Genomic DNA, 18110 nt, shown 5'->3' with positions numbered 1-18110 from the left:
CGCGATCAGCAGGAAGCGGTCGGCTGCCGATCGGCCGTCAAATGTGAGGTGTCTGAAACCCGGGGCCGTCCTGTGTGACAGCGGAAAGCGAGGAGCGCAGACGCGAAAAACCCGGACGCGAAAACAAAGGGGAGGTTTCTATGACGAATGCCTATCAAGCTTCCACGCTGCCAGGAGCGTTCGCCGAGGCGCGCGCAAGGTGGGGATGGTTTCTCGTCCTCGGAATCATCTTTGTCGTCTTGGGCGCGATTGCGGTGAGCAATCTGCTGTTCGCGACGATCGTGACGGTCTACTATGTCGGCATGCTGATGATCGTCGCCGGCGTTGCGCAGATCGTCCAGTCCATGCGGGTCAAGAGTTGGGGAGGCTTCTTCCTCTGGCTCCTTAGCGGTCTGCTCTATGCCGTCGCTGGCGTCATGACCTTCGCGAATCCGCTGCTTGTATCGGCCATACTCACCTTACTGCTGGCGTTGTTGACGATCGCGTCAGGACTTATGCGCTTGTGGCTCGGATTCCAGGCGAAATCCGAACAGGGTTGGGGCTGGATCGTTGCCTCCGGCGTCGTGACGACGATCGCGGGGCTGGTCTTGGTGCTGGGCTGGCCGGTCAACAGCCTGTGGCTGCTGGGCTTGGTCCTCTCGATCGACCTGGTCTTCCAGGGCCTTACGCTGATCGGGCTGAGCCTGCGTCTCAGAACGGCGGCCTAGCTCGTCGGGGGCCTGGTCCCGCCTCGGTTGGAGTAGTGGCCAATAGCGGCGGATCGCCGATGATCGAGCGAACCTGCGGACGTCCAGTCAAATCCGGAAGAGCGTATTCTGCGAGAAGAATGACATGACCAAGAAGCACAAATCCGATGGCAACGATCCCCGGACCGGCAAGGCGCCTGCGCATGAACCGGCCGAGCGCACCGGCACTGGAGCCGCTGTTGATCGGTCCGACAGCGCCGCCAAGGACCCAGTGGGCGATCAAGACGCGCAGTCTGCGCTCGCCAGGCTTGAAGCGGAGAACGTCGAGCTGAAAGACCGCTTGCTGCGCGCTCTGGCGGAGGTGGAAAATGTGCGCCGCCGCGCAGATCGGGATATCAACGACATGCGCCAGTATGCAGTCGCGAAATTCGCCGGCGACATGCTTGGCGTGGCCGACAATATGGAACGCGCCATCGCCAGCGTCCCCGACGAGGCCCGCAAGATTGACGCGGCCGTCAAGACGCTGATCCTTGGTGTGGAGCTCACCGAAAAGGGGATGCTTCAGGCACTGGAGAAGCATGGCGTCAAGAAGCTAGTCCCCGTGGGGGAGCGCTTCGATCCGAACTTCCATGAGGCGTTGTTTGAGCTGCCCGACCTCTCTGTGCCGGCAGGCACCATCACCAAGGTCGTGGAGCCTGGGTATACTATCGGATCACGACCGCTGCGCCCGGCCAAGGTTGGCATTGCGACGGGCGCTCCCCCGGTAGGCATGCCGCTCCCTGGCAATCAGGAATAAACCCAAAAGAGGCGCTGGCCGGCCAAGGGTGCCGCCACAGATATCATTGTTCGGTTGACGAGCGAGGAGGACGTCGTGTCTTACAAGAAGATTCAGACCAAAGGTGCGTACACCGATTTCACCATCAGAGACGCCGACATCGATAAGACCTTCGATCCTCTCAAAGGGCGCGGCAAGCCGAGCGAAAAATGGGTCCTCGGTTTGGTCAATATAACCAATGAGGTTTATTCATTTGCATCCGTAGCTGGTCCGGACGGCAACTATGGGAAGTGGTTCGAAATCTCAGAGACGGGCAACAACTGCGAAACAAATTATGACGAGTGCATCGGCAATGGCCAATGGAGCGCGATCCTGGCCGTGCCCAGCAACTCGCCCCCGTTCAGCATCCGAATAGCGACTCGGCCCAACCAATTCGACAAGGCGACTGGAACTGAGTTCTTCGGGATCACCCCCAACAAGACGCACGAAGGAGGGATCATCGGAATCTCCTGAAGGCGCGAGGGTGTTCTTCAGGCGGCTGACAGAGGTCGGCGGCGGACACATTGTCCAGCATGAAGGAGACATTTTGTCCGAGCCGGTACGAGCTTGAACCGTAAGCCATTGAATTCGCCGCATATCGAAATTGGCATGTCAGTTGCTGTCGGATTGGTGAGGACAATCAGAGCAAACAAGCAAACCAGACAAGGAGCGCAGCGGTGTCCAAAGTCATCGGAATCGACCTGGGAACGACGAATTCCTGTGTTGCCGTAATGGAGGGCAAGAATGCCCGCATTATCGAGAACTCGGAGGGCGCGCGCACCACGCCTTCCATCGTTGCCTTCACAAGCGACGGTGAACGCCTTGTCGGTCAGCCCGCCCGTAGGCAGGCAGTGACCAATCCTACCAACACGATTTTTGCGGTGAAGCGGCTGATCGGCCGCCGTTTCGACGATCCGATCGTCGAAAAGGACAAGGCGCTTGTTCCCTACAAGATCGTCAAGGCCCCGAATGGCGACGCCTGGATCGAGGCCGAGGGCAAGACTTATTCGCCGTCGCAAATATCGGCGTTCATCCTGCAGAAGATGAAGGAAACGGCAGAGGCCAATCTCGGCGAAAAGGTGACCAAGGCAGTCGTCACCGTACCGGCTTACTTTAATGACGCGCAGCGCCAGGCGACGAAAGATGCCGGCAAAATTGCGGGCCTGGAAGTGCTGCGCATCATCAACGAGCCCACCGCGGCGGCATTGGCTTATGGCCTCGACAAGAAGAAGCTGGCCAAGATCGCGGTATATGATCTCGGCGGCGGCACGTTCGACATTTCCATCCTCGACATTGGTGACGGCGTGTTCGAGGTCAAATCCACTAACGGAGACACGTTCCTTGGTGGTGAGGATTTCGATATGCGTCTGCTCACCTACCTGGCGGACGAGTTTCAGAAGGAAGCAGGGATCGATCTGAAGAAGGACAAGCTCGCGCTGCAGCGGTTGAAGGAGGCGGCGGAGAAAGCAAAGATCGAGCTTTCGACTTCCACTCAGACTGAAGTGAATTTGCCGTTCATCACTGCGGATGCCACAGGGCCTAAGCATCTCCAGGTCAAGATAACCCGCGCAAAGTTCGAGTCCCTGGTCGAGGATCTTATTCAACGGACGATCGAACCATGCCTGAGTGCGTTGAAGGATGCCGACATAGCGGCAAAGGACATCGACGAGGTGGTGCTGGTCGGCGGCATGACCAGAATGCCGAAGGTTCAGGAGGTCGTTCAGAAGATCTTCGGCAAGGAACCGCACAAGGGCGTCAACCCGGATGAGGTGGTGGCTGTCGGCGCGGCCATCCAGGCCGGCGTGCTTCAAGGCGACATCAAGGACGTTCTGCTGCTCGACGTGACCCCGTTGTCGCTCGGCATCGAAACCCTGGGCGGCGTCTTCACCCGTCTCATCGAGCGCAACACGACTGTGCCGGCGAAAAAGAGCCAGGTGTTCTCGACGGCCGAGGACAACCAGAGCGCCGTCACCATCCGCGTTTTCCAGGGCGAGCGCGAAATGGCGGCTGACAACAAGATGCTGGGGCAGTTCGATCTGATGGGCATTCCCCCAGCTCCGCGCGGCATGCCGCAGATCGAGGTCACCTTTGACATCGACGCCAACGGCATCGTCAACGTCTCGGCCAAGGACAAGGGCACCGGCAAGGAGCAGCGGATCCAGATCCAGGCCTCGGGCGGCCTCTCGGAAGCGGATATCGACAGGATGGTCAAGGACGCGGAGACCCATGCCGCGGAAGACAAGAAGCGCAAGGAGACCGTCGAAGCCAAGAATTCCGCCGAGGCACTCATACACGAAACGGAGAAGTCGCTGGCCGAGCACGGCTCGAAGCTCTCGGATTCGGATCGCGGCGAAATCGAGAATGCCATGGCCAACCTTCGCGAGGCGGTGAAGGTCGACGAGGGGCCGATGATAAGCGCCAAGGCGGGCGTCCTGCAGCAACGTGCTATGAAACTCGCCGAAGCCGCTCAGTCGGCGTCGCAAGCGTCGACTGATTCCGGTTCGGCCCATGCAGACAACGACGATGGCGTTGTCGATGCCGAATTCACGGAAGTCGAGGACGACGATAAAAAGTAGGCAGCGACGCTGCGAGGAAGCGGAACTCAGAATGTGCACCGTGCCGGTCTATGCGCCGGTGTGGGGAGCCAAGCGCATCGCGCCCGCGTAGCGGGTGTGGGGCTAGCTTTTACCAGCCCTATCAGGAGGGAATGTCGGCCATGAAGACATCGGACCGCAATACGCGCGTGACCGTCACGCGAAATGGCCCATACTTGGTGACGGGCGATCTAAGCCTTTGCGAGCAGACCATCGGAACCGGCTCCGACGGTGAATCGGAAGAGTGGATCGAGAAGATATTGCCGTCGCCCGGTCCAAAGTTTGCGCTATGCCGATGCGGGCATTCGAACAACAAGCCGTTCTGCGATGGCTCGCACGCCAGGGTTGGCTTTATCGGCACCGAGGTCGCTGCTCGGACGATGTATCTTGACCAGGCGGAGGCGTTCGACGGCCCGTTCCTGGCTCTTCTCGACGTCGAAAGCTTGTGCGCGTTTGCCCGGTTTTGTGATCCGAAGGGGCAAGTCTGGAGCCAGGTTGCCAAAACCGACGATCCGGAGGTTCGCGCCACCTTCATCCGGCAGGTTCAAAACTGTCCGTCGGGGCGCCTCGTCGTCTGGGATAAGGCTCGCGGGTCGGCCATCGAGCCGGAGCTTGCGCCCTCGATCGGCCTCATCGAAGATCCTGCGGAAGGTTGCAGCGGTCCGCTCTGGCTGCGCGGTGGAATTGCTGTAGTTTCGGCTGACGGAGAGGAATACGAGGTACGCAATCGAATGACGTTGTGCCGGTGCGGAGGATCCAGGAACAAGCCTTTTTGCGATGGTACTCATGCCGCAATCAAGTTTCGGGCGAAATAGAATGCGCATGTCGGCACCGTCGGGTGGGGTTGTGGTCGCAAGTTTCGCAATCGACAAAGCCTTCCGGAGCAAGCTGTGAGGAATCCCTACGAAGTTCTCGGTGTCGCCGCCACGGCTTCCGCTGCCGAGATACAAGGCGCATACCGCAAGCTTGCCAAGAAGCTGCATCCGGACCTCAATCCTGGCGACAAGGCGGCAGAGGAAAAGTTCAAGGAGGTCGCGGGCGCCTATGACCTGCTCAGCGACACCGAGAAGCGCAAGCGTTTCGACAACGGCGAAATCGACGCCTCCGGAGCCGAGCGGCCGCAGCACAATTTCTACCGGGACTACGCGTCATCGGATCAGGGACATCCCTATGCCGATGCTTCCGGGTTCGCCGACTTCATGGACACCGACGACGCGTTCGCCGAGCTTCTGCGACGCGGCCAGAGGGCAAGGCCAAACCGCCGCGGGCAGGACATGCACTATCACCTGCCGATCGATTTCGTGGAGTCGATCGCAGGCGCAAATAAGCGCCTTACGCTGCCGGACGGAAGCACGCTGGACGTGAAGATCCCGCCCGGTCTCGTGGATGGGCAGACCTTGCGTCTCAAAGGAAAAGGGGCGCCCGGAGCCGGCAAGGGTGGCCCCGGAGATGCCCTCATCGAAGTCGAGGTCCTACCGGATCGGCGGTTCACCCGTGACGGCGACGATATTTCGCTCGAAGTGCCGATCTCGCTTTCCGAGGCGGTACTGGGCGGGCGCATCCGCGTTCCGACACCGACCGGAGATGTCACTTTGTCGGTCCCCAAGGGGTCGAACACCGGCACGACCCTGCGGCTGAGAGGCAAGGGTGCTCCGCATCGCGGCGGGGGTCACGGCGACGAGTTGGTCAAGCTCAAGGTGATGTTGCCGAAATCGACGGATCCCGAGCTCGAGGCGTTCGTGTCGAATTGGAGCAAAGGCAAGGAATTCAATCCGCGCGAGGACAGGACATGAGGATGAACAAGAAGGAGTTTCTCAAGTCCTCGGGTCTCAGAGTTCAAACGCTGGAACTTTGGCTCGAACAGCGGTGGCTTATTCCAGAGCAGACCTCGAAGGGAGCGCGGTTCGCGGATATCGATGTCGCGCGCGTTCAGCTTATCCAGGAACTGAAGAACGATTTCGGAGCCAACGATGAGGGCGTCGACGTGATCCTTCACCTCATGGATCAGCTTCACGAGATGCGCCGCGCGCTCGCACAGTTGCGTAATGACATAAAGGGGCGTTCGTTCTGAGGCGCTCCTCCCGCTTGGCCAAGGCAAATATCGCGGTCGCGGCTTTGGGAGGAGTGATCGATCAGCGGTGTGAAAGGGTCGCTTGGCCGCTTGTAGACTGATTGGCCAATGCCGGCTTCGGAAGGAGTTTGAATGTCGCAAGATCGAGCTCAAGACATCGGCGAGCCTGCCTCCGATCCGGAGTTTGGGCCGTGGCTGGCTCAGGCGTCCATCCTGGTCGTCGACGATGAACCGGGCATTCGCAACTTCCTTGTCAAGATTCTTGCGCCGCGTTGCAAGGTGATCGAGGAAGCGAAAGACGCCAAGGAGGCCTCCCGCAAGGTCGACAGCCACCATTTCGACGTCGTCATACTCGACAACATCATGCCCGAGCAGAACGGTCTTGATTGGCTGGCGCAGCAGCGTGCAATCGGATTCTTTGCCGACGTGATCCTGATGACGGCCTATGCCGACCTGGACGCGGCGATCGAAGCATTGCGCGCCGGCGTCGTCGATTTCATCCTGAAACCGTTCCGCTCAAATCAGTTGCTGAATGCGGTCGCCCGGTGCCTGGATCGCATGCGACTACAGCGCGAGAATGACGTCCTGCGGCACGAACTACGGTCGCCGTCGCACGAGATATTGCTGCGCGACAAGCTGCTCGGCAGTTCAAAAGCGATCGAGCATGTGCGCGAGACGATTGCGCGTGTTGCACCGCTGCCGACCTCGGTCCTGCTGACCGGCATGTCGGGGACGGGCAAGGAGGTGGCCGCCCGCTCTCTCCACTCTCTTTCCGATCGTTCCGACAAGCTTTTCGTGCCCATCAATTGCGGGGCAATCCCGGCAGACATGATCGAAAGCGAGCTGTTCGGTCATTTGAAGGGTGCCTTTACCAGCGCAGGCAGGGCGCGTGAGGGCCTGTTCATGCACGCCCATGGCGGCACCATTTTCCTCGATGAAATAGGCGAGCTTCCGCTCGTGCTACAGACAAAGCTGCTGCGTGTTCTCGAGGATCGTCGCGTCCGGCCGGTCGGCTCGGAACGCGAAGTTCCATTCGACGCGAGGTTCATCTTTGCCACCAACGCCAACCTTGCCAAGCGTGTTGACGCAGGCACCTTCAGAGCCGACCTCTATTTCCGCATCAACGTCATCCAGATCCATTTGCCGCGTCTGAAGGACCGTGGCAACGATGTGCTGGAATTGGCGGAGTATTTCATGCGTTCGTTTGTTTCCCAGCTTGGCATGCCCGCCGTGGCGATAAACGCTGGTGTGCGGGCTGCGCTGCTGCGCTACGATTGGCCGGGCAATATCCGCGAACTGCGAAACCTTATTGAGCGGGCAGTGATCCTTGGTGCTTTTCCGCAAGACATCGCCACGCGGGTCGATGATGAGGACGACCGGGAGGGTGCAAAGGAGAGCCTGGCCGACGTAGAGCGCAAGCACATCCTGTCGGTCCTGGATGGGGTCGGCGGCGATCGCGAGGAAGCCGCGCGGCGGCTGGGTATTTCGCGCAAGACGATCGATCGAAAATGCGCAAGCTGGAATGTTTGACGGTGCAAATGCTAGCGAGCGGGAAGCGACTATCGGTGCGCGCCCGCCTGTTGGCGATCGCGCTCGTGCCGATGCTAGTCATCCTGCCGCTCCTGCTTGGCATCAGCATTTATCGCTGGAACGCCAAATTCGATGCGATTACGGTATCCAAGGTCAATGACGATCTGACGATCGCGCATCAATATCTGGCCAGGATACTCCAGAACACCGAGGACCAACTCGTCGCCGTGGCTGAGTCGGCCCGATTTCAAGACCTGCTCGTCAAGGGCGACTATACCGACGGCAATTTTGCAGAGCTTCTGAAGGAGACGGCACGAAAACACGTTTTCGATTTTCTCTACGTCATCGATGATGGCGGGCATGTCGTGGCGAGCGAATACCCGATGGCTGCCGTCTCGATCCGCTGGGACTGGCCGATCGTCGTATCCGCCCTGCGCGGTCAACCGAAGACGGACATCGATGTCTTCGAGCCCGGCGAGCTTGCAGCCATATCTCCCGGACTCGCACGACGGGCACGCATCGACCTCGTCAAGACCACCGGCAGCGCCGACACCGATGATCGCGCGGCCGAAACGCGCGGGCTGGTCCTCCAGTCCGCGGGCCCCGTGACATTGCCCGACGGTCGCAAGGCCGCGTTGATAGGCGGCATGTTGTTGAGCCAGAACCTCGCCTTCGTCGATACGATCAACGATCTCACCTTCAAAGGGGCGGGCCTGCCCGATGGCAGCAAGGGAACCGCGACCCTGTTCCTCGGCGACGTGCGCATCAGTACCAATGTGGGTCTGTTCAAGGGCAAGCGGGCGATCGGGACACGGGTCTCGGCGGCCGTCAAGGACGCCGTCCTCGACCAGGGGCGGACATGGCTCGGCAGCGCGTTCGTCGTCGACGACTGGTACATCTCGGCCTACGAGCCGATCCTCGACAGCTTCGATCGCCGCGTCGGCATGCTTTACGTGGGATTTCTGCAGAGGCCCTTCACCGATGCCAAGTTCCAGACTTTGTTGACGATCGCGGCCGCGTTCGTACTGGCCGTGGCCGCGACGGTCCCCCTGTTCCTGACCTGGGCAAGAAGCGTCTTCAAACCACTCGAGCGCATGACCGGCACTATAGCGCGGGTGGAAAGCGGCGATCTTGCCGCGCGAACCGGGCCGATCAGGAACAAGGACGAGATCGGCCAGGTGGCACTGCATCTCAATCATCTGCTCGATCTGGTCCAGGATCGCGACGCGGAGTTGCGCCGATGGAACGAGGAGCTCAATCAGCGGGTGGAGGAGCGCGCGCTCAAGCTCCAGCAGACTGCGGCGCAGTTGGAGACGACGACCAAACAACTCGTCATGTCGGAAAAGCTTGCCGCGATCGGCGAGATCACCGCGGGTGTTGCCCACGAGATCAACAACCCGATCGCGGTCATGCAGGGCAATCTTGAAGTGATCCGCGATCTGATGGGCCCGAATGCCGAGAGCGCAGGGACGGAATTCAGGCTGATCGACGAGCAGATGAACCGCATCAGCGAAATGGTGACCAAGCTGCTTCGGTTCGCCAAACCGCAGGAATATGCCGGCTACACCGAACATTACGCGGCGGCCAACATCGTCACCGACACGCTGCCGTTGGTCCAGCATCTGCTCAGGAAGAAGACGATACGGGTCGAGAGGGAGGACCGTGCCTCGCGCACGATCATGATGAACCGCACGGAACTTCAACAGGTCCTGGTCAACCTGATCGTAAATGCCATTCATGCCATGCCGCAAGGCGGGCGGCTCACCTTGCGGACATGCGACCGAGATTTCGATCAGCGCAAGGGCGTGGCCATCGAGGTTGCGGACACGGGCGCCGGCATGACGTCCGAGGTGATGCAGAAGGTTTTCGATCCCTTCTTCACCACCAAATCACGCGAGGGCACGGGGCTCGGCCTCTCGATCAGCCAGATGCTGACGACGCGACAGGGCGGCAACATCGCCGTCGAGAGCGAACTCGGCAAGGGAACGACGTTTACCGTCTGGCTGCCCGAGGCAGGCTGACCGGCAGGTCGGTTCGAGACATTTTGTCCTACCCGCGCCCGACATATTGTCCATGTCCAGCGAGAGATCGGCAATATCCGCTTGATTTCATTGCGCGCCCAAACTGGCACGAGCGTTGCTCCTTGTCTGTCGGCAGATTTTTTTGTCATGGAGGAGATCATCGTGGCCTTCCGTCCATTGCATGACCGCATCCTGGTCCGTCGGCTCGGAGCGGATGAGAAGACAGCCGGCGGCATCATCATACCCGACACTGCCAAGGAGAAACCGATGGAGGGCGAGGTTGTCGGGGTTGGTCCCGGGCTCGCGATGAAACCGGCAACCGGATCAAGCCCAGCGTCGAGGTCGGCGATCGCATTCTCTTCAGCAAATGGTCTGGGACAGAGATCGTTCTCAATGGGGAAGAACTATTGATCATAAAGGAGCCAGACGTCCTGGAGGTCATCGAGGGCCGATAGAGGCCGATCGCACTGATGAAGTGCAACTGGTGGGACTGAATTTCCAACCATCGAACAATTGGTCAGGGAGAGCATCGTGGCAGTAAAAGATGTGATTTTCGATACCGACGCCCGCGACAAGATGTTGCGTGGAGTCGATGTTCTCGCCGATGCGGTGAAGGTAACTCTCGGCCCGAAGGGCCGCAACGTCATTATAGAGCGCCCTTATGGCGCCCCGCGTGTTACCAAGGACGGCGCGACCGTCGCGAAGGCCGTTGAGCTCGAAGACAAGTTCGAGAACATGGGAGCGCAGATGGTCAGCCAAGTTGCTGCGAAAACCGCAAGCACAGCGGGCGACGGCACAACGACGGCGACCCTGCTGGCGCAGGCGATCGTGCGGGAAGGGGCAAAAGCGGTCACCACGGGTGCAAATCCCATGGATATCAAGCGCGGCATCGACAAGGCGGTCGACGCTGTCGTCGATGAGCTGAAGAAAAATGCGAGGAAGGTGGTCAAGAATGACGAAATAGCCCAAATCGGAACCATTTCGGCCAATGGCGATGCCGAGATCGGCCGCTACCTCGCCGAAGCCATGGAAAAAGTCGGCAATGATGGCGTCATCACCGTCGAGGAAGCCAAGACCGCCGACACCGAGCTGGAAGTAGTCGAAGGCATGCAATTCGACCGCGGCTATCTCTCGCCCTATTTCGTCACCAACCCCGACAAGATGGTCGTCGAACTCGAGGACGCCTATATTCTGCTGTCCGAGAAGAAGATTTCCAATCTTCAGGCCATGGTCCCTTTACTGGAGGCGGTAGTGCAGTCGGGCAAACCATTGCTGATCATCGCCGAGGACGTCGAGGGGGAGGCGCTCGCAGCCCTGGTCGTCAACAAGCTGCGCGGCGGCCTGAAGATCGCGGCCGTCAAGGCACCGGGCTTCGGCGACCGCCGCAAGGCGATGCTTGAAGACATCGCAACTCTTACCGCTGGCCGGGTCGTTTCGGATGATCTCGGCATGAAACTCGAGAATGTCGAACTGGATATGCTTGGCAGGGCCAAGAACATCCTCATCGACAAGGAAAACACCACCATTGTCGGCGGCGCCGGCGACAAGGCAGCCATACAGAGCCGCGTCGCCCAGATCAAACGGCAGATCGAGGACACCACGTCCGACTACGACCGCGAGAAGCTCGAGGAGCGCCTGGCCAGGCTTGCCGGTGGCGTTGCGGTTATCCGCGTCGGTGGGACGACGGAGGTGGAGGTGAAGGAAAAGAAGGATCGCGTCGACGACGCGTTGCATGCGACCCGCGCGGCGGTCGAGGAAGGCATTCTGCCCGGTGGCGGCGTCGCGCTGCTGAAATCGGCCAAGGCGGTCGATGGCATTCATACCGACAATGACGATCAACGCCATGGCATTCAAATCGTAAGGCGAGCCCTTGAGGCGCCTATTCGCCAGATTGCGGAAAATGCCGGAGACGAAGGGTCGGTCATCGTCGGCAAAGTGCGAGCGACAGGCGACTTTGGTTATGGCTGGAATGCCCAGACCGACACCTTCGGAAATTTGTACCAGGAGGGCATTATCGATCCGCTGAAAGTGGTTCGCAGCGCCTTGCAGAATGCAGCGTCGGTCGCCGGGCTGATGATCACAACCGAAGCCATGGTGGCCGACAAGCCGGCCGAGGACGTGGCCGCATCCTCTTAGATCCGCGAGCGCCATCGACGTTGCCGTCTGCCATCGAGCAATGATGCGGTGTGCTCGACGGCAGCGCGCCCTGGACAGATCCTGTTGCCTTGAAAGGTAGCGCAATGAATGCAGAGAAATACACCGATCGAGCGAGGGGCTTCATCCAGTCTGCGCAATCACTGGCGCAGCGAGAGGGAAATCAGCAATTCACGCCCGTTCATATCCTCAAGGTCCTGCTCGATGACAGCGAGGGCCTTGCCGCCGGGTTGATCGATCGCTCGGGCGGCAATTCGCGCGCGATCCTGAACGCGACCGAGGAAGCGCTGGCGAAATTGCCGAAGGTTACGGGCGCCGGTGCGGGACAGGTGTATCTCGCGCCCGAGACCGCGCGCCTCTTTACCGCCGCGGAGCAAGCCGCGGAGAAGTCCGGCGACAGCTTCGTGACAGTGGAGCGGCTTCTGCAGGCGCTCGCGGCGGACAAGCACGGCGAGGCAGGAAAACTGCTCGCCCAGGGCGGCATCACGCCGCAACACCTCGACGCGGCAATAAATGCGCTGCGCAAGGGGCGCACCGCCGATAGCGCTTCGGCGGAGAATGCCTATGACGCGCTGAAAAAATACGCACGGGATCTCACAGCCGCTGCCCGCGCGGGCAAGCTCGATCCGGTCATCGGCCGCGACGAGGAGATCCGCCGCACGATCCAGGTGCTGTCTCGGCGTACCAAGAACAATCCCGTGCTGATCGGCGAACCGGGCGTCGGCAAGACCGCCATCGTCGAGGGATTAGCGCTGAGGATCATCAATGGCGACGTGCCGGAGAGCCTGAAGCATAAACATCTGCTTGCGCTCGACCTCGGCGCATTGATCGCCGGCGCAAAATATCGCGGCGAGTTCGAGGAGCGGCTGAAGGCGGTGCTCAACGAAGTCACCGCCGCCGCCGGCGGCATCATCCTGTTCATCGACGAGATGCACACGCTGATCGGCGCTGGAAAGACGGACGGCGCGATGGATGCATCGAACCTGCTGAAGCCGGCACTGGCGCGCGGCGAGCTGCATTGCATCGGTGCAACCACGCTCGATGAATACCGCAAACATGTCGAGAAGGACGCGGCGCTGGCGCGGCGCTTCCAGCCGGTGTTCGTCGCGCAGCCGACGGTGGAAGACACGATCTCGATCCTGCGCGGGCTCAAGGAGAAGTACGAGCTCCATCACGGGGTGCGGATCTCGGATTCAGCGCTGGTGGCGGCCGCCACGCTTTCGAACCGCTACATCACGGATCGCTTCCTCCCGGACAAAGCCATCGATCTCGTTGACGAAGCGGCCGCACGGCTCAAGATGCAGGTCGATTCCAAGCCGGAGGAACTGGACTCCCTCGACCGTGAGATTGTCCGCCTCAAGATCGAGCAGGAGGCGCTGAAGAAAGAAAAGGATTTCGGCTCCAAAAGCCGTCTCCAGGCATTGGACAAGGAATTGGTCGAGCTCGAAAAGAAGTCGGCCGACCTGACATCGAAGTGGCAGGCCGAGAAGGGCAAGCTGTCCGATGCACAGAAGATGAGAGGCGACCTCGAGCAGTTCCGCACTGAGCTTGCCAATGCGCAGCGCAAGGGCGAATACCAGCGGGCAGGCGAACTTGCCTACAGTGTGATCCCGGAGCTCGAGCGTAAGCTCGCCGCCGTCGAAGCCAGTGAGAATACCTCGATCAGCGAGACGGTTACCGCCGACAGTATAGCCCAGGTGGTATCGCGCTGGACCGGCGTGCCGGTCGACAAGATGCTGGAGGGCGAGAAGGAGAAGCTTCTCCACATGGAGGAGATGATCGGCAATCGCGTCATCGGACAGGCGCAGGCCGTAAGAGCGGTATCGACGGCCGTGCGCCGTGCTCGTGCCGGCCTGCAGGATCCGAACCGACCGATAGGCTCCTTCATGTTCCTCGGGCCGACCGGCGTCGGCAAGACCGAGTTGGCCAAGGCGCTGGCGGAATTCATGTTCGACGACGAGACGGCGATGGTCCGCATCGACATGTCGGAGTTCATGGAGAAACATTCGGTCGCGCGGCTGATCGGTGCGCCTCCGGGCTATGTCGGCTATGACGAGGGCGGCGTGCTGACGGAAGCCGTGCGCCGCCGGCCCTATCAGGTCGTGCTTTTCGACGAGATCGAGAAGGCGAACCCGGATGTGTTCAACGTCCTGCTTCAGGTGCTCGACGACGGACGCCTGACCGACGGTCAGGGCCGTACGGTCGATTTCCGCAATACGCTGATCATCATGACGTCCAATATCGGCGCCGAGTATCTCGTGAACCAGCCGGAAGGTGAAAAAACGAGCGCAGTGCGCGAGCAGGTGATGGCCATGGTGCGAGCGCATTTTCGCCCGGAATTCCTCAACCGCATCGACGCCATCATCCTGTTCCACCGGCTGCAAAAGAGCGAGATGGGGCGGATCGTCGAAATTCAGTTCGCGCGTCTGCGGAAAATCCTGGACGACCGCAAGATCGAGGTTTCGCTCGATGCGAAAGGGCGAAGCTGGCTCGCCGACAAGGGCTGGGATCCGGCCTATGGAGCGCGTCCGCTGAAGCGGGTGATCCAGAGCTATGTCCAGGATCCGCTGGCCGAGATGATACTGGCCGGCGACGTGCGCGACGGGTCGACGGTGAAGATCTCCGCCGGCAAGGACGGGCTGACCTTCAATGGCAAGAAGCCGGTGATCGTCGATGAGGATGAACTGGATCCGCTTTGAAGCCGGCAAGAAACGCGCCGAGACGTTTCACCACCGCTGCCGTGAAAATGACGCGGTACCACCGATTAAGAGGTTGAAGAGGAGAAATTGTGATGACGGACAAGATCAGGGAAGGCATGGAAGTAATCGGGGCCGACGGCGTGCATGTCGGCACGGTCGATCGAATGGAAGGCGACCGCATCAAGCTGAAGAAGAGCGACAGTTTCGGCGCGCATAAGGGCCATCACCATTACATCGAGATCGGCTTCGTGGCAGGCGTCGAGGGGAACAAGGTTCGCCTCTCCGCGAATGCCGACATTGCCGTGACCCTGGAGGAAGAGCCGTCGGGGCGACCAGTCCCGCTGTGATGAGCTGCCGCTGCGCCCACGATACGCGCCGCCGCATCGGCCCGCCTGGATCGTCGCGGATGCTGCCGCGCGATGCCCCCGAAGGAGATGCCCGATCATGAAGATCCTTATGGTTCTGACGTCGCACGACAAGCTCGGCGACACTGGCAAGAAGACAGGTTTCTGGCTCGAGGAACTGGCCGCGCCCTACTACGCGTTCAAGGATGCGGGAGCGGAGCTGACGCTGGCGTCGCCGAAGGGCGGGCCGTCGCCGCTTGATCCGAAAAGCAGCGATCCATCCGCGCAGACCGACGCGACGCGCCGCTTCAACGCCGACGAAACCGCGAAGGCCGAACTCGCCGCGACGCGGAAGCTCGCCGATGTGTCGATCGATGACTATGACGCGGTATTCTATCCGGGCGGCCATGGCCCATTGTGGGACCTCGCCGAGGACAAGCATTCGATCCAGTTGATCGAGCGCGCGCTGGCGGCCGGCAAGCCGGTCGCGGCCGTCTGCCATGCGCCAGGCGTGTTGCGCTACGCGCGGGATCCGCGGACCGGCGAACCGGTCGTGCGCGGCAAACACGCGACGGGCTTCACCGACAGCGAGGAGGCTGCAGTCGGGTTGACGAAAGTTGTGCCGTTTCTGGTCGAGGACATGCTGAAGGCCAATGGCGCTCATTTCGAGCGCGGCCCCGATTGGGCGCCGTTCGCTGTAAGCGATGGGCTGCTGATCACAGGCCAGAACCCGGCGTCGTCGGAACTGGCGGCTGAGAGGCTCCTCGGCAAACTTAGGCAAAAGCAGCCGGGTGGCGCCGGCTGACGGGCGCTGCGATCTTCGTCCGTTCCGGACCAGAGCCTTGTCCAGATTGCGGGCAGGCCCCTCTCGGCTGGATCGGCCGACGCGGAGTGAGAGGCACGCAATGATCATTCGATCTTCGGACCAACTCCCTCGTTTCGCCCTGCTGAAGCGCTTTCCGGTGTCGAGGAACTTTGGCCTGGCTGCCGCCTCGCGCATCGAGCGTGGCCGCAGCTGGCCGGCTCCGCATGGGACACGCCGCACAAAGGCTTTCGACGTGTATCGCTACAATCCCGATTCCGGCCTCAATCCGTCGATCGACCGATTTGAGGTCGATCTCGACAATTGCGGGCCGATGGTTCTTGATGCGCTGATCTGGATCAAGAACAAGGTCGATCCGACGCTTGCATTCCGCCGCTCGTGCCGTGAAGGCGTCTGTGGTTCCTGCGCCATGAACATCGATGGAACCAACTGGCTCGCCTGCACGCGTTTTATCTCCGAGACGGACGAGCCCTGTCCGATCTATCCGCTGCCGGGCCTGCAGATCATAAAGGATCTGGTGCCTGACCTGACGCATCTCTATGAGCAATACGAGGCGGTCCAACCGTGGCTGACGTCGAAATCGCCGGAACCCGAGGTGGAGCGGATCCAGTCGATCGAGGAGCGTCAGAAACTCGATGGACTATACGAGTGTATCCTGTGTTTCTGCTGCTCCTCGGGCTGCCCAAGCTATTGGTGGAACGGTGATCGCTTTCTGGGGCCGGCAGCCCTTTTGCAGGCCTGGCGGTGGCTTGCCGACAGTCGTGACGAGGCCGCGACAGAACGGCTGGATCGGCTCGATGACCCGTTTCGTCTCTACCGTTGCCACACGATCCTCAATTGCACGCGCACCTGCCCCAAGGGGCTGAATCCTGGCAGGGCGATTGCCGAAATCAAGAAAATGATTGTCGAACGCCAGGTCGAAAAAGCCCAAGGCAGCAAGGGTTAGCCATGCAGAACGGGGTAAGCCGGAAACGGCGGCCGAAGTCGCCCAATATACAGGTCTACCGGCCTCAGCTCACCTCCGTCTTCTCGATCGCCAATCGGATCAGCGGCGTTGTTGCGAGTGTGGGCGCGGTCGGTCTGGTGTTTTGGCTGCTTGCCGCCGCGAATGGCGAGGAGAGCTACAGGTATGCGCAATGGATGCTGGCATCTCCGTTCGGGCAGGCGGGGCTTGCGCTGTTCGTCTTTGCCCTTCTGTTTCACCTGTGCGGCGGCATTCGTCATCTTGTCTGGGATGCAGGCTTCGGCTTCGAACTCGCCACGATCTATGTATCGGGTTGGAGCGTGGTGGTGGCAAGCGTTGTCCTGACCGTGGTCGTGTGGGGGAGCGCACGGCTCTTGATCCAACAATGAAGAGTGCTTGGCAGCATCGTTTGCTATCCGCTCCACTCACGCAATGAGGTTCACATGAAGGAGGGCGCAAGGCACTGGTGGAGGGAGCGTCTGTCTGCGGTTGCGCTCATCCCTCTGACATTGTGGTTTCTCGCTTCGATTGTTGCTCACAGCGCGAGCGATTATGTCGCCTTCGTTGGTTGGCTGCGAAGCCCGATTTCGGCGGCAATGATGGTATTGCTCCTCGTTGCGAGCTTCTACCACACAGGCCTCGGCCTGCAGGTCATCATCGAGGACTACGTTCATTCGCCGGGCAAGTCGGCGATAATAGCCATGATGCGGTTGGGCTGCGTGGTGCTGGCGGCGGCCGGCTGTCTCGCAGTTGGGAGCATCGTTCTAGGCCAATGAAGATGCACGGCGAGAAGCTTTCGCTACCATCATTCAGCCACGCGAAGCCAAACGGCCAGACTGTCCAAGCGATTGGACATATTGTCCCCGGTCGGCCGGAATGCGAAGCTCAAATGATTGATGTCATTGATCGTTCGAACTGGCATGGCGGTTGCTTGACGATCGACTGTTGGCCGCAGCCGCAGGCGTTTGCGACGCCGTGCTGGAAGTGGCCGGCCCATTCCGGTCCCACTCCTGTCCACCCGAAAAGGTTGTGTCGATGCCAGAATATGATCTCTACATCAACGTCAAGAAGCCCGGCATAGGTCTCTACGTGCGCAAGGGCGCCGGTCTTCCCGATTTCGCCGATCCGAAGGAATGGGTCTTCGACGGCACCGCCGCACAGGATTTGTTGCCGCCGAGCGTCGTCGAAGGCCTTGCCGCCGACGGACACGCGTTCCGGGACATGGACTAGGGGCTGTTGATCGCGGAGCTGAAAATCGATCAAGTTGCACTGAGTTCAAAGCTTGGGTTTGATGCAACGATCGTGCCCCGAAATGCCTGCCAGATGGATCGGCCATGGTTTCAAGCTTGCCACCTCCCGTCTCTCAATCGGTCGCCGCCAGGCTTACGCGGGCAGCGATATTCCTGGTCG

General features: G+C 60.5%; 17 protein-coding genes and 1 pseudogene. All 18 read left to right on the top strand.

Annotation, left to right across the window (positions count from 1 at the left end):
* The first annotated feature begins 140 nt into the window (after nt 1-140).
* Nucleotides 141-707, top strand: a complete 567-nt coding sequence (locus FJ548_RS19895; protein WP_140609772.1) for an HdeD family acid-resistance protein — start codon at nt 141-143, stop codon at nt 705-707.
* Between the two features lie 124 nt (nt 708-831).
* Entirely contained in the window at nt 832-1482 is a 651-nt protein-coding gene (grpE, locus tag FJ548_RS19890) for a nucleotide exchange factor GrpE (protein WP_140609773.1), read from the top strand.
* A gap of 75 nt (nt 1483-1557) precedes the next feature.
* On the top strand, nt 1558-1974 hold the full coding sequence (locus tag FJ548_RS19885; protein ID WP_140609774.1) for a hypothetical protein: 417 nt from the start codon (nt 1558-1560) through the stop codon (nt 1972-1974).
* Nucleotides 1975-2126: 152 nt separating this feature from the next.
* Complete coding sequence (dnaK, locus tag FJ548_RS19880; protein ID WP_140609775.1) at nt 2127-4076, top strand: molecular chaperone DnaK; 1950 nt, start codon at nt 2127-2129, stop codon at nt 4074-4076.
* 140 nt (nt 4077-4216) lie between these two features.
* Nucleotides 4217-4909, top strand: a complete 693-nt coding sequence (locus tag FJ548_RS19875) for a CDGSH iron-sulfur domain-containing protein (RefSeq protein WP_140778774.1) — start codon at nt 4217-4219, stop codon at nt 4907-4909.
* Between the two features lie 75 nt (nt 4910-4984).
* Nucleotides 4985-5887: a J domain-containing protein gene (locus tag FJ548_RS19870; protein ID WP_140778773.1), complete on the top strand. Its 903-nt coding sequence runs from the start codon at nt 4985-4987 to the stop codon at nt 5885-5887.
* A 2-nt stretch (nt 5888-5889) separates the two neighbouring features.
* Nucleotides 5890-6165, top strand: a complete 276-nt coding sequence (locus FJ548_RS19865; protein ID WP_140778772.1) for a chaperone modulator CbpM — start codon at nt 5890-5892, stop codon at nt 6163-6165.
* A 132-nt stretch (nt 6166-6297) separates the two neighbouring features.
* On the top strand, nt 6298-7695 hold the full coding sequence (locus FJ548_RS19860; RefSeq protein WP_140609779.1) for a sigma-54 dependent transcriptional regulator: 1398 nt from the start codon (nt 6298-6300) through the stop codon (nt 7693-7695).
* Between the two features lie 8 nt (nt 7696-7703).
* Nucleotides 7704-9716 carry a HAMP domain-containing sensor histidine kinase gene (locus FJ548_RS19855; RefSeq protein WP_140778771.1) on the top strand — a complete coding sequence of 671 codons (2013 nt, stop codon included), beginning with the start codon at nt 7704-7706 and terminating at the stop codon, nt 9714-9716.
* Between the two features lie 147 nt (nt 9717-9863).
* Nucleotides 9864-10171: pseudogene (locus tag FJ548_RS19850) on the top strand (co-chaperone GroES).
* A 76-nt stretch (nt 10172-10247) separates the two neighbouring features.
* A complete protein-coding gene (gene groL / locus FJ548_RS19845; protein ID WP_140609781.1) occupies nt 10248-11852 on the top strand; it encodes a chaperonin GroEL in 1605 nt (534 codons plus the stop codon).
* A 104-nt stretch (nt 11853-11956) separates the two neighbouring features.
* Nucleotides 11957-14569 (top strand): ATP-dependent chaperone ClpB, encoded by a 2613-nt coding sequence (gene clpB, locus FJ548_RS19840; protein ID WP_140778770.1) that lies wholly within the window; start codon nt 11957-11959, stop codon nt 14567-14569.
* 92 nt (nt 14570-14661) lie between these two features.
* Nucleotides 14662-14916, top strand: coding sequence for a DUF2171 domain-containing protein (locus tag FJ548_RS19835; RefSeq protein WP_140609783.1), 255 nt, complete (start codon nt 14662-14664; stop codon nt 14914-14916).
* 97 nt (nt 14917-15013) lie between these two features.
* The gene (locus FJ548_RS19830) at nt 15014-15718 is read left to right on the top strand and encodes a type 1 glutamine amidotransferase domain-containing protein (RefSeq protein WP_140778769.1); all 705 of its coding nucleotides are present in this window, start codon (nt 15014-15016) and stop codon (nt 15716-15718) included.
* Nucleotides 15719-15818: 100 nt separating this feature from the next.
* The gene (locus tag FJ548_RS19825) at nt 15819-16682 is read left to right on the top strand and encodes a succinate dehydrogenase iron-sulfur subunit (RefSeq protein ID WP_140778768.1); all 864 of its coding nucleotides are present in this window, start codon (nt 15819-15821) and stop codon (nt 16680-16682) included.
* A 2-nt stretch (nt 16683-16684) separates the two neighbouring features.
* Complete coding sequence (gene sdhC / locus FJ548_RS19820) at nt 16685-17089, top strand: succinate dehydrogenase, cytochrome b556 subunit (protein WP_140778767.1); 405 nt, start codon at nt 16685-16687, stop codon at nt 17087-17089.
* Nucleotides 17090-17143: 54 nt separating this feature from the next.
* Nucleotides 17144-17476: a succinate dehydrogenase, hydrophobic membrane anchor protein gene (gene sdhD / locus FJ548_RS19815; protein WP_140778766.1), complete on the top strand. Its 333-nt coding sequence runs from the start codon at nt 17144-17146 to the stop codon at nt 17474-17476.
* A 259-nt stretch (nt 17477-17735) separates the two neighbouring features.
* Nucleotides 17736-17930: a hypothetical protein gene (locus FJ548_RS19810; RefSeq protein WP_140778765.1), complete on the top strand. Its 195-nt coding sequence runs from the start codon at nt 17736-17738 to the stop codon at nt 17928-17930.
* Nucleotides 17931-18110: the final 180 nt, after the last annotated feature.

Origin of the sequence: Mesorhizobium sp. B2-4-17 (genome assembly GCF_006441275.1) — a bacterium.
GTDB lineage: Bacteria > Pseudomonadota > Alphaproteobacteria > Rhizobiales > Rhizobiaceae > Mesorhizobium.
This window is presented reverse-complemented; position numbering and strand designations above follow the sequence as displayed.

What these genes read in the sequence shown, in the direction of transcription:
- FJ548_RS19855 (WP_140778771.1), top strand. Translation starts at nt 7,704, where the DNA reads ATGCTAGCGAGCGGGAAGCGACTATCGGTGCGCGCCCGCCTGTTGGCG.
- FJ548_RS19895 (WP_140609772.1), top strand. Translation starts at nt 141, where the DNA reads ATGACGAATGCCTATCAAGCTTCCACGCTGCCAGGAGCGTTCGCCGAG.
- FJ548_RS19830 (WP_140778769.1), top strand. Translation starts at nt 15,014, where the DNA reads ATGAAGATCCTTATGGTTCTGACGTCGCACGACAAGCTCGGCGACACT.
- FJ548_RS19865 (WP_140778772.1), top strand. Translation starts at nt 5,890, where the DNA reads ATGAACAAGAAGGAGTTTCTCAAGTCCTCGGGTCTCAGAGTTCAAACG.
- FJ548_RS19860 (WP_140609779.1), top strand. Translation starts at nt 6,298, where the DNA reads ATGTCGCAAGATCGAGCTCAAGACATCGGCGAGCCTGCCTCCGATCCG.
- sdhC (WP_140778767.1), top strand. Translation starts at nt 16,685, where the DNA reads ATGCAGAACGGGGTAAGCCGGAAACGGCGGCCGAAGTCGCCCAATATA.
- grpE (WP_140609773.1), top strand. Translation starts at nt 832, where the DNA reads ATGACCAAGAAGCACAAATCCGATGGCAACGATCCCCGGACCGGCAAG.
- clpB (WP_140778770.1), top strand. Translation starts at nt 11,957, where the DNA reads ATGAATGCAGAGAAATACACCGATCGAGCGAGGGGCTTCATCCAGTCT.
- FJ548_RS19875 (WP_140778774.1), top strand. Translation starts at nt 4,217, where the DNA reads ATGAAGACATCGGACCGCAATACGCGCGTGACCGTCACGCGAAATGGC.
- FJ548_RS19825 (WP_140778768.1), top strand. Translation starts at nt 15,819, where the DNA reads ATGATCATTCGATCTTCGGACCAACTCCCTCGTTTCGCCCTGCTGAAG.
- sdhD (WP_140778766.1), top strand. Translation starts at nt 17,144, where the DNA reads ATGAAGGAGGGCGCAAGGCACTGGTGGAGGGAGCGTCTGTCTGCGGTT.
- FJ548_RS19835 (WP_140609783.1), top strand. Translation starts at nt 14,662, where the DNA reads ATGACGGACAAGATCAGGGAAGGCATGGAAGTAATCGGGGCCGACGGC.
- FJ548_RS19810 (WP_140778765.1), top strand. Translation starts at nt 17,736, where the DNA reads ATGCCAGAATATGATCTCTACATCAACGTCAAGAAGCCCGGCATAGGT.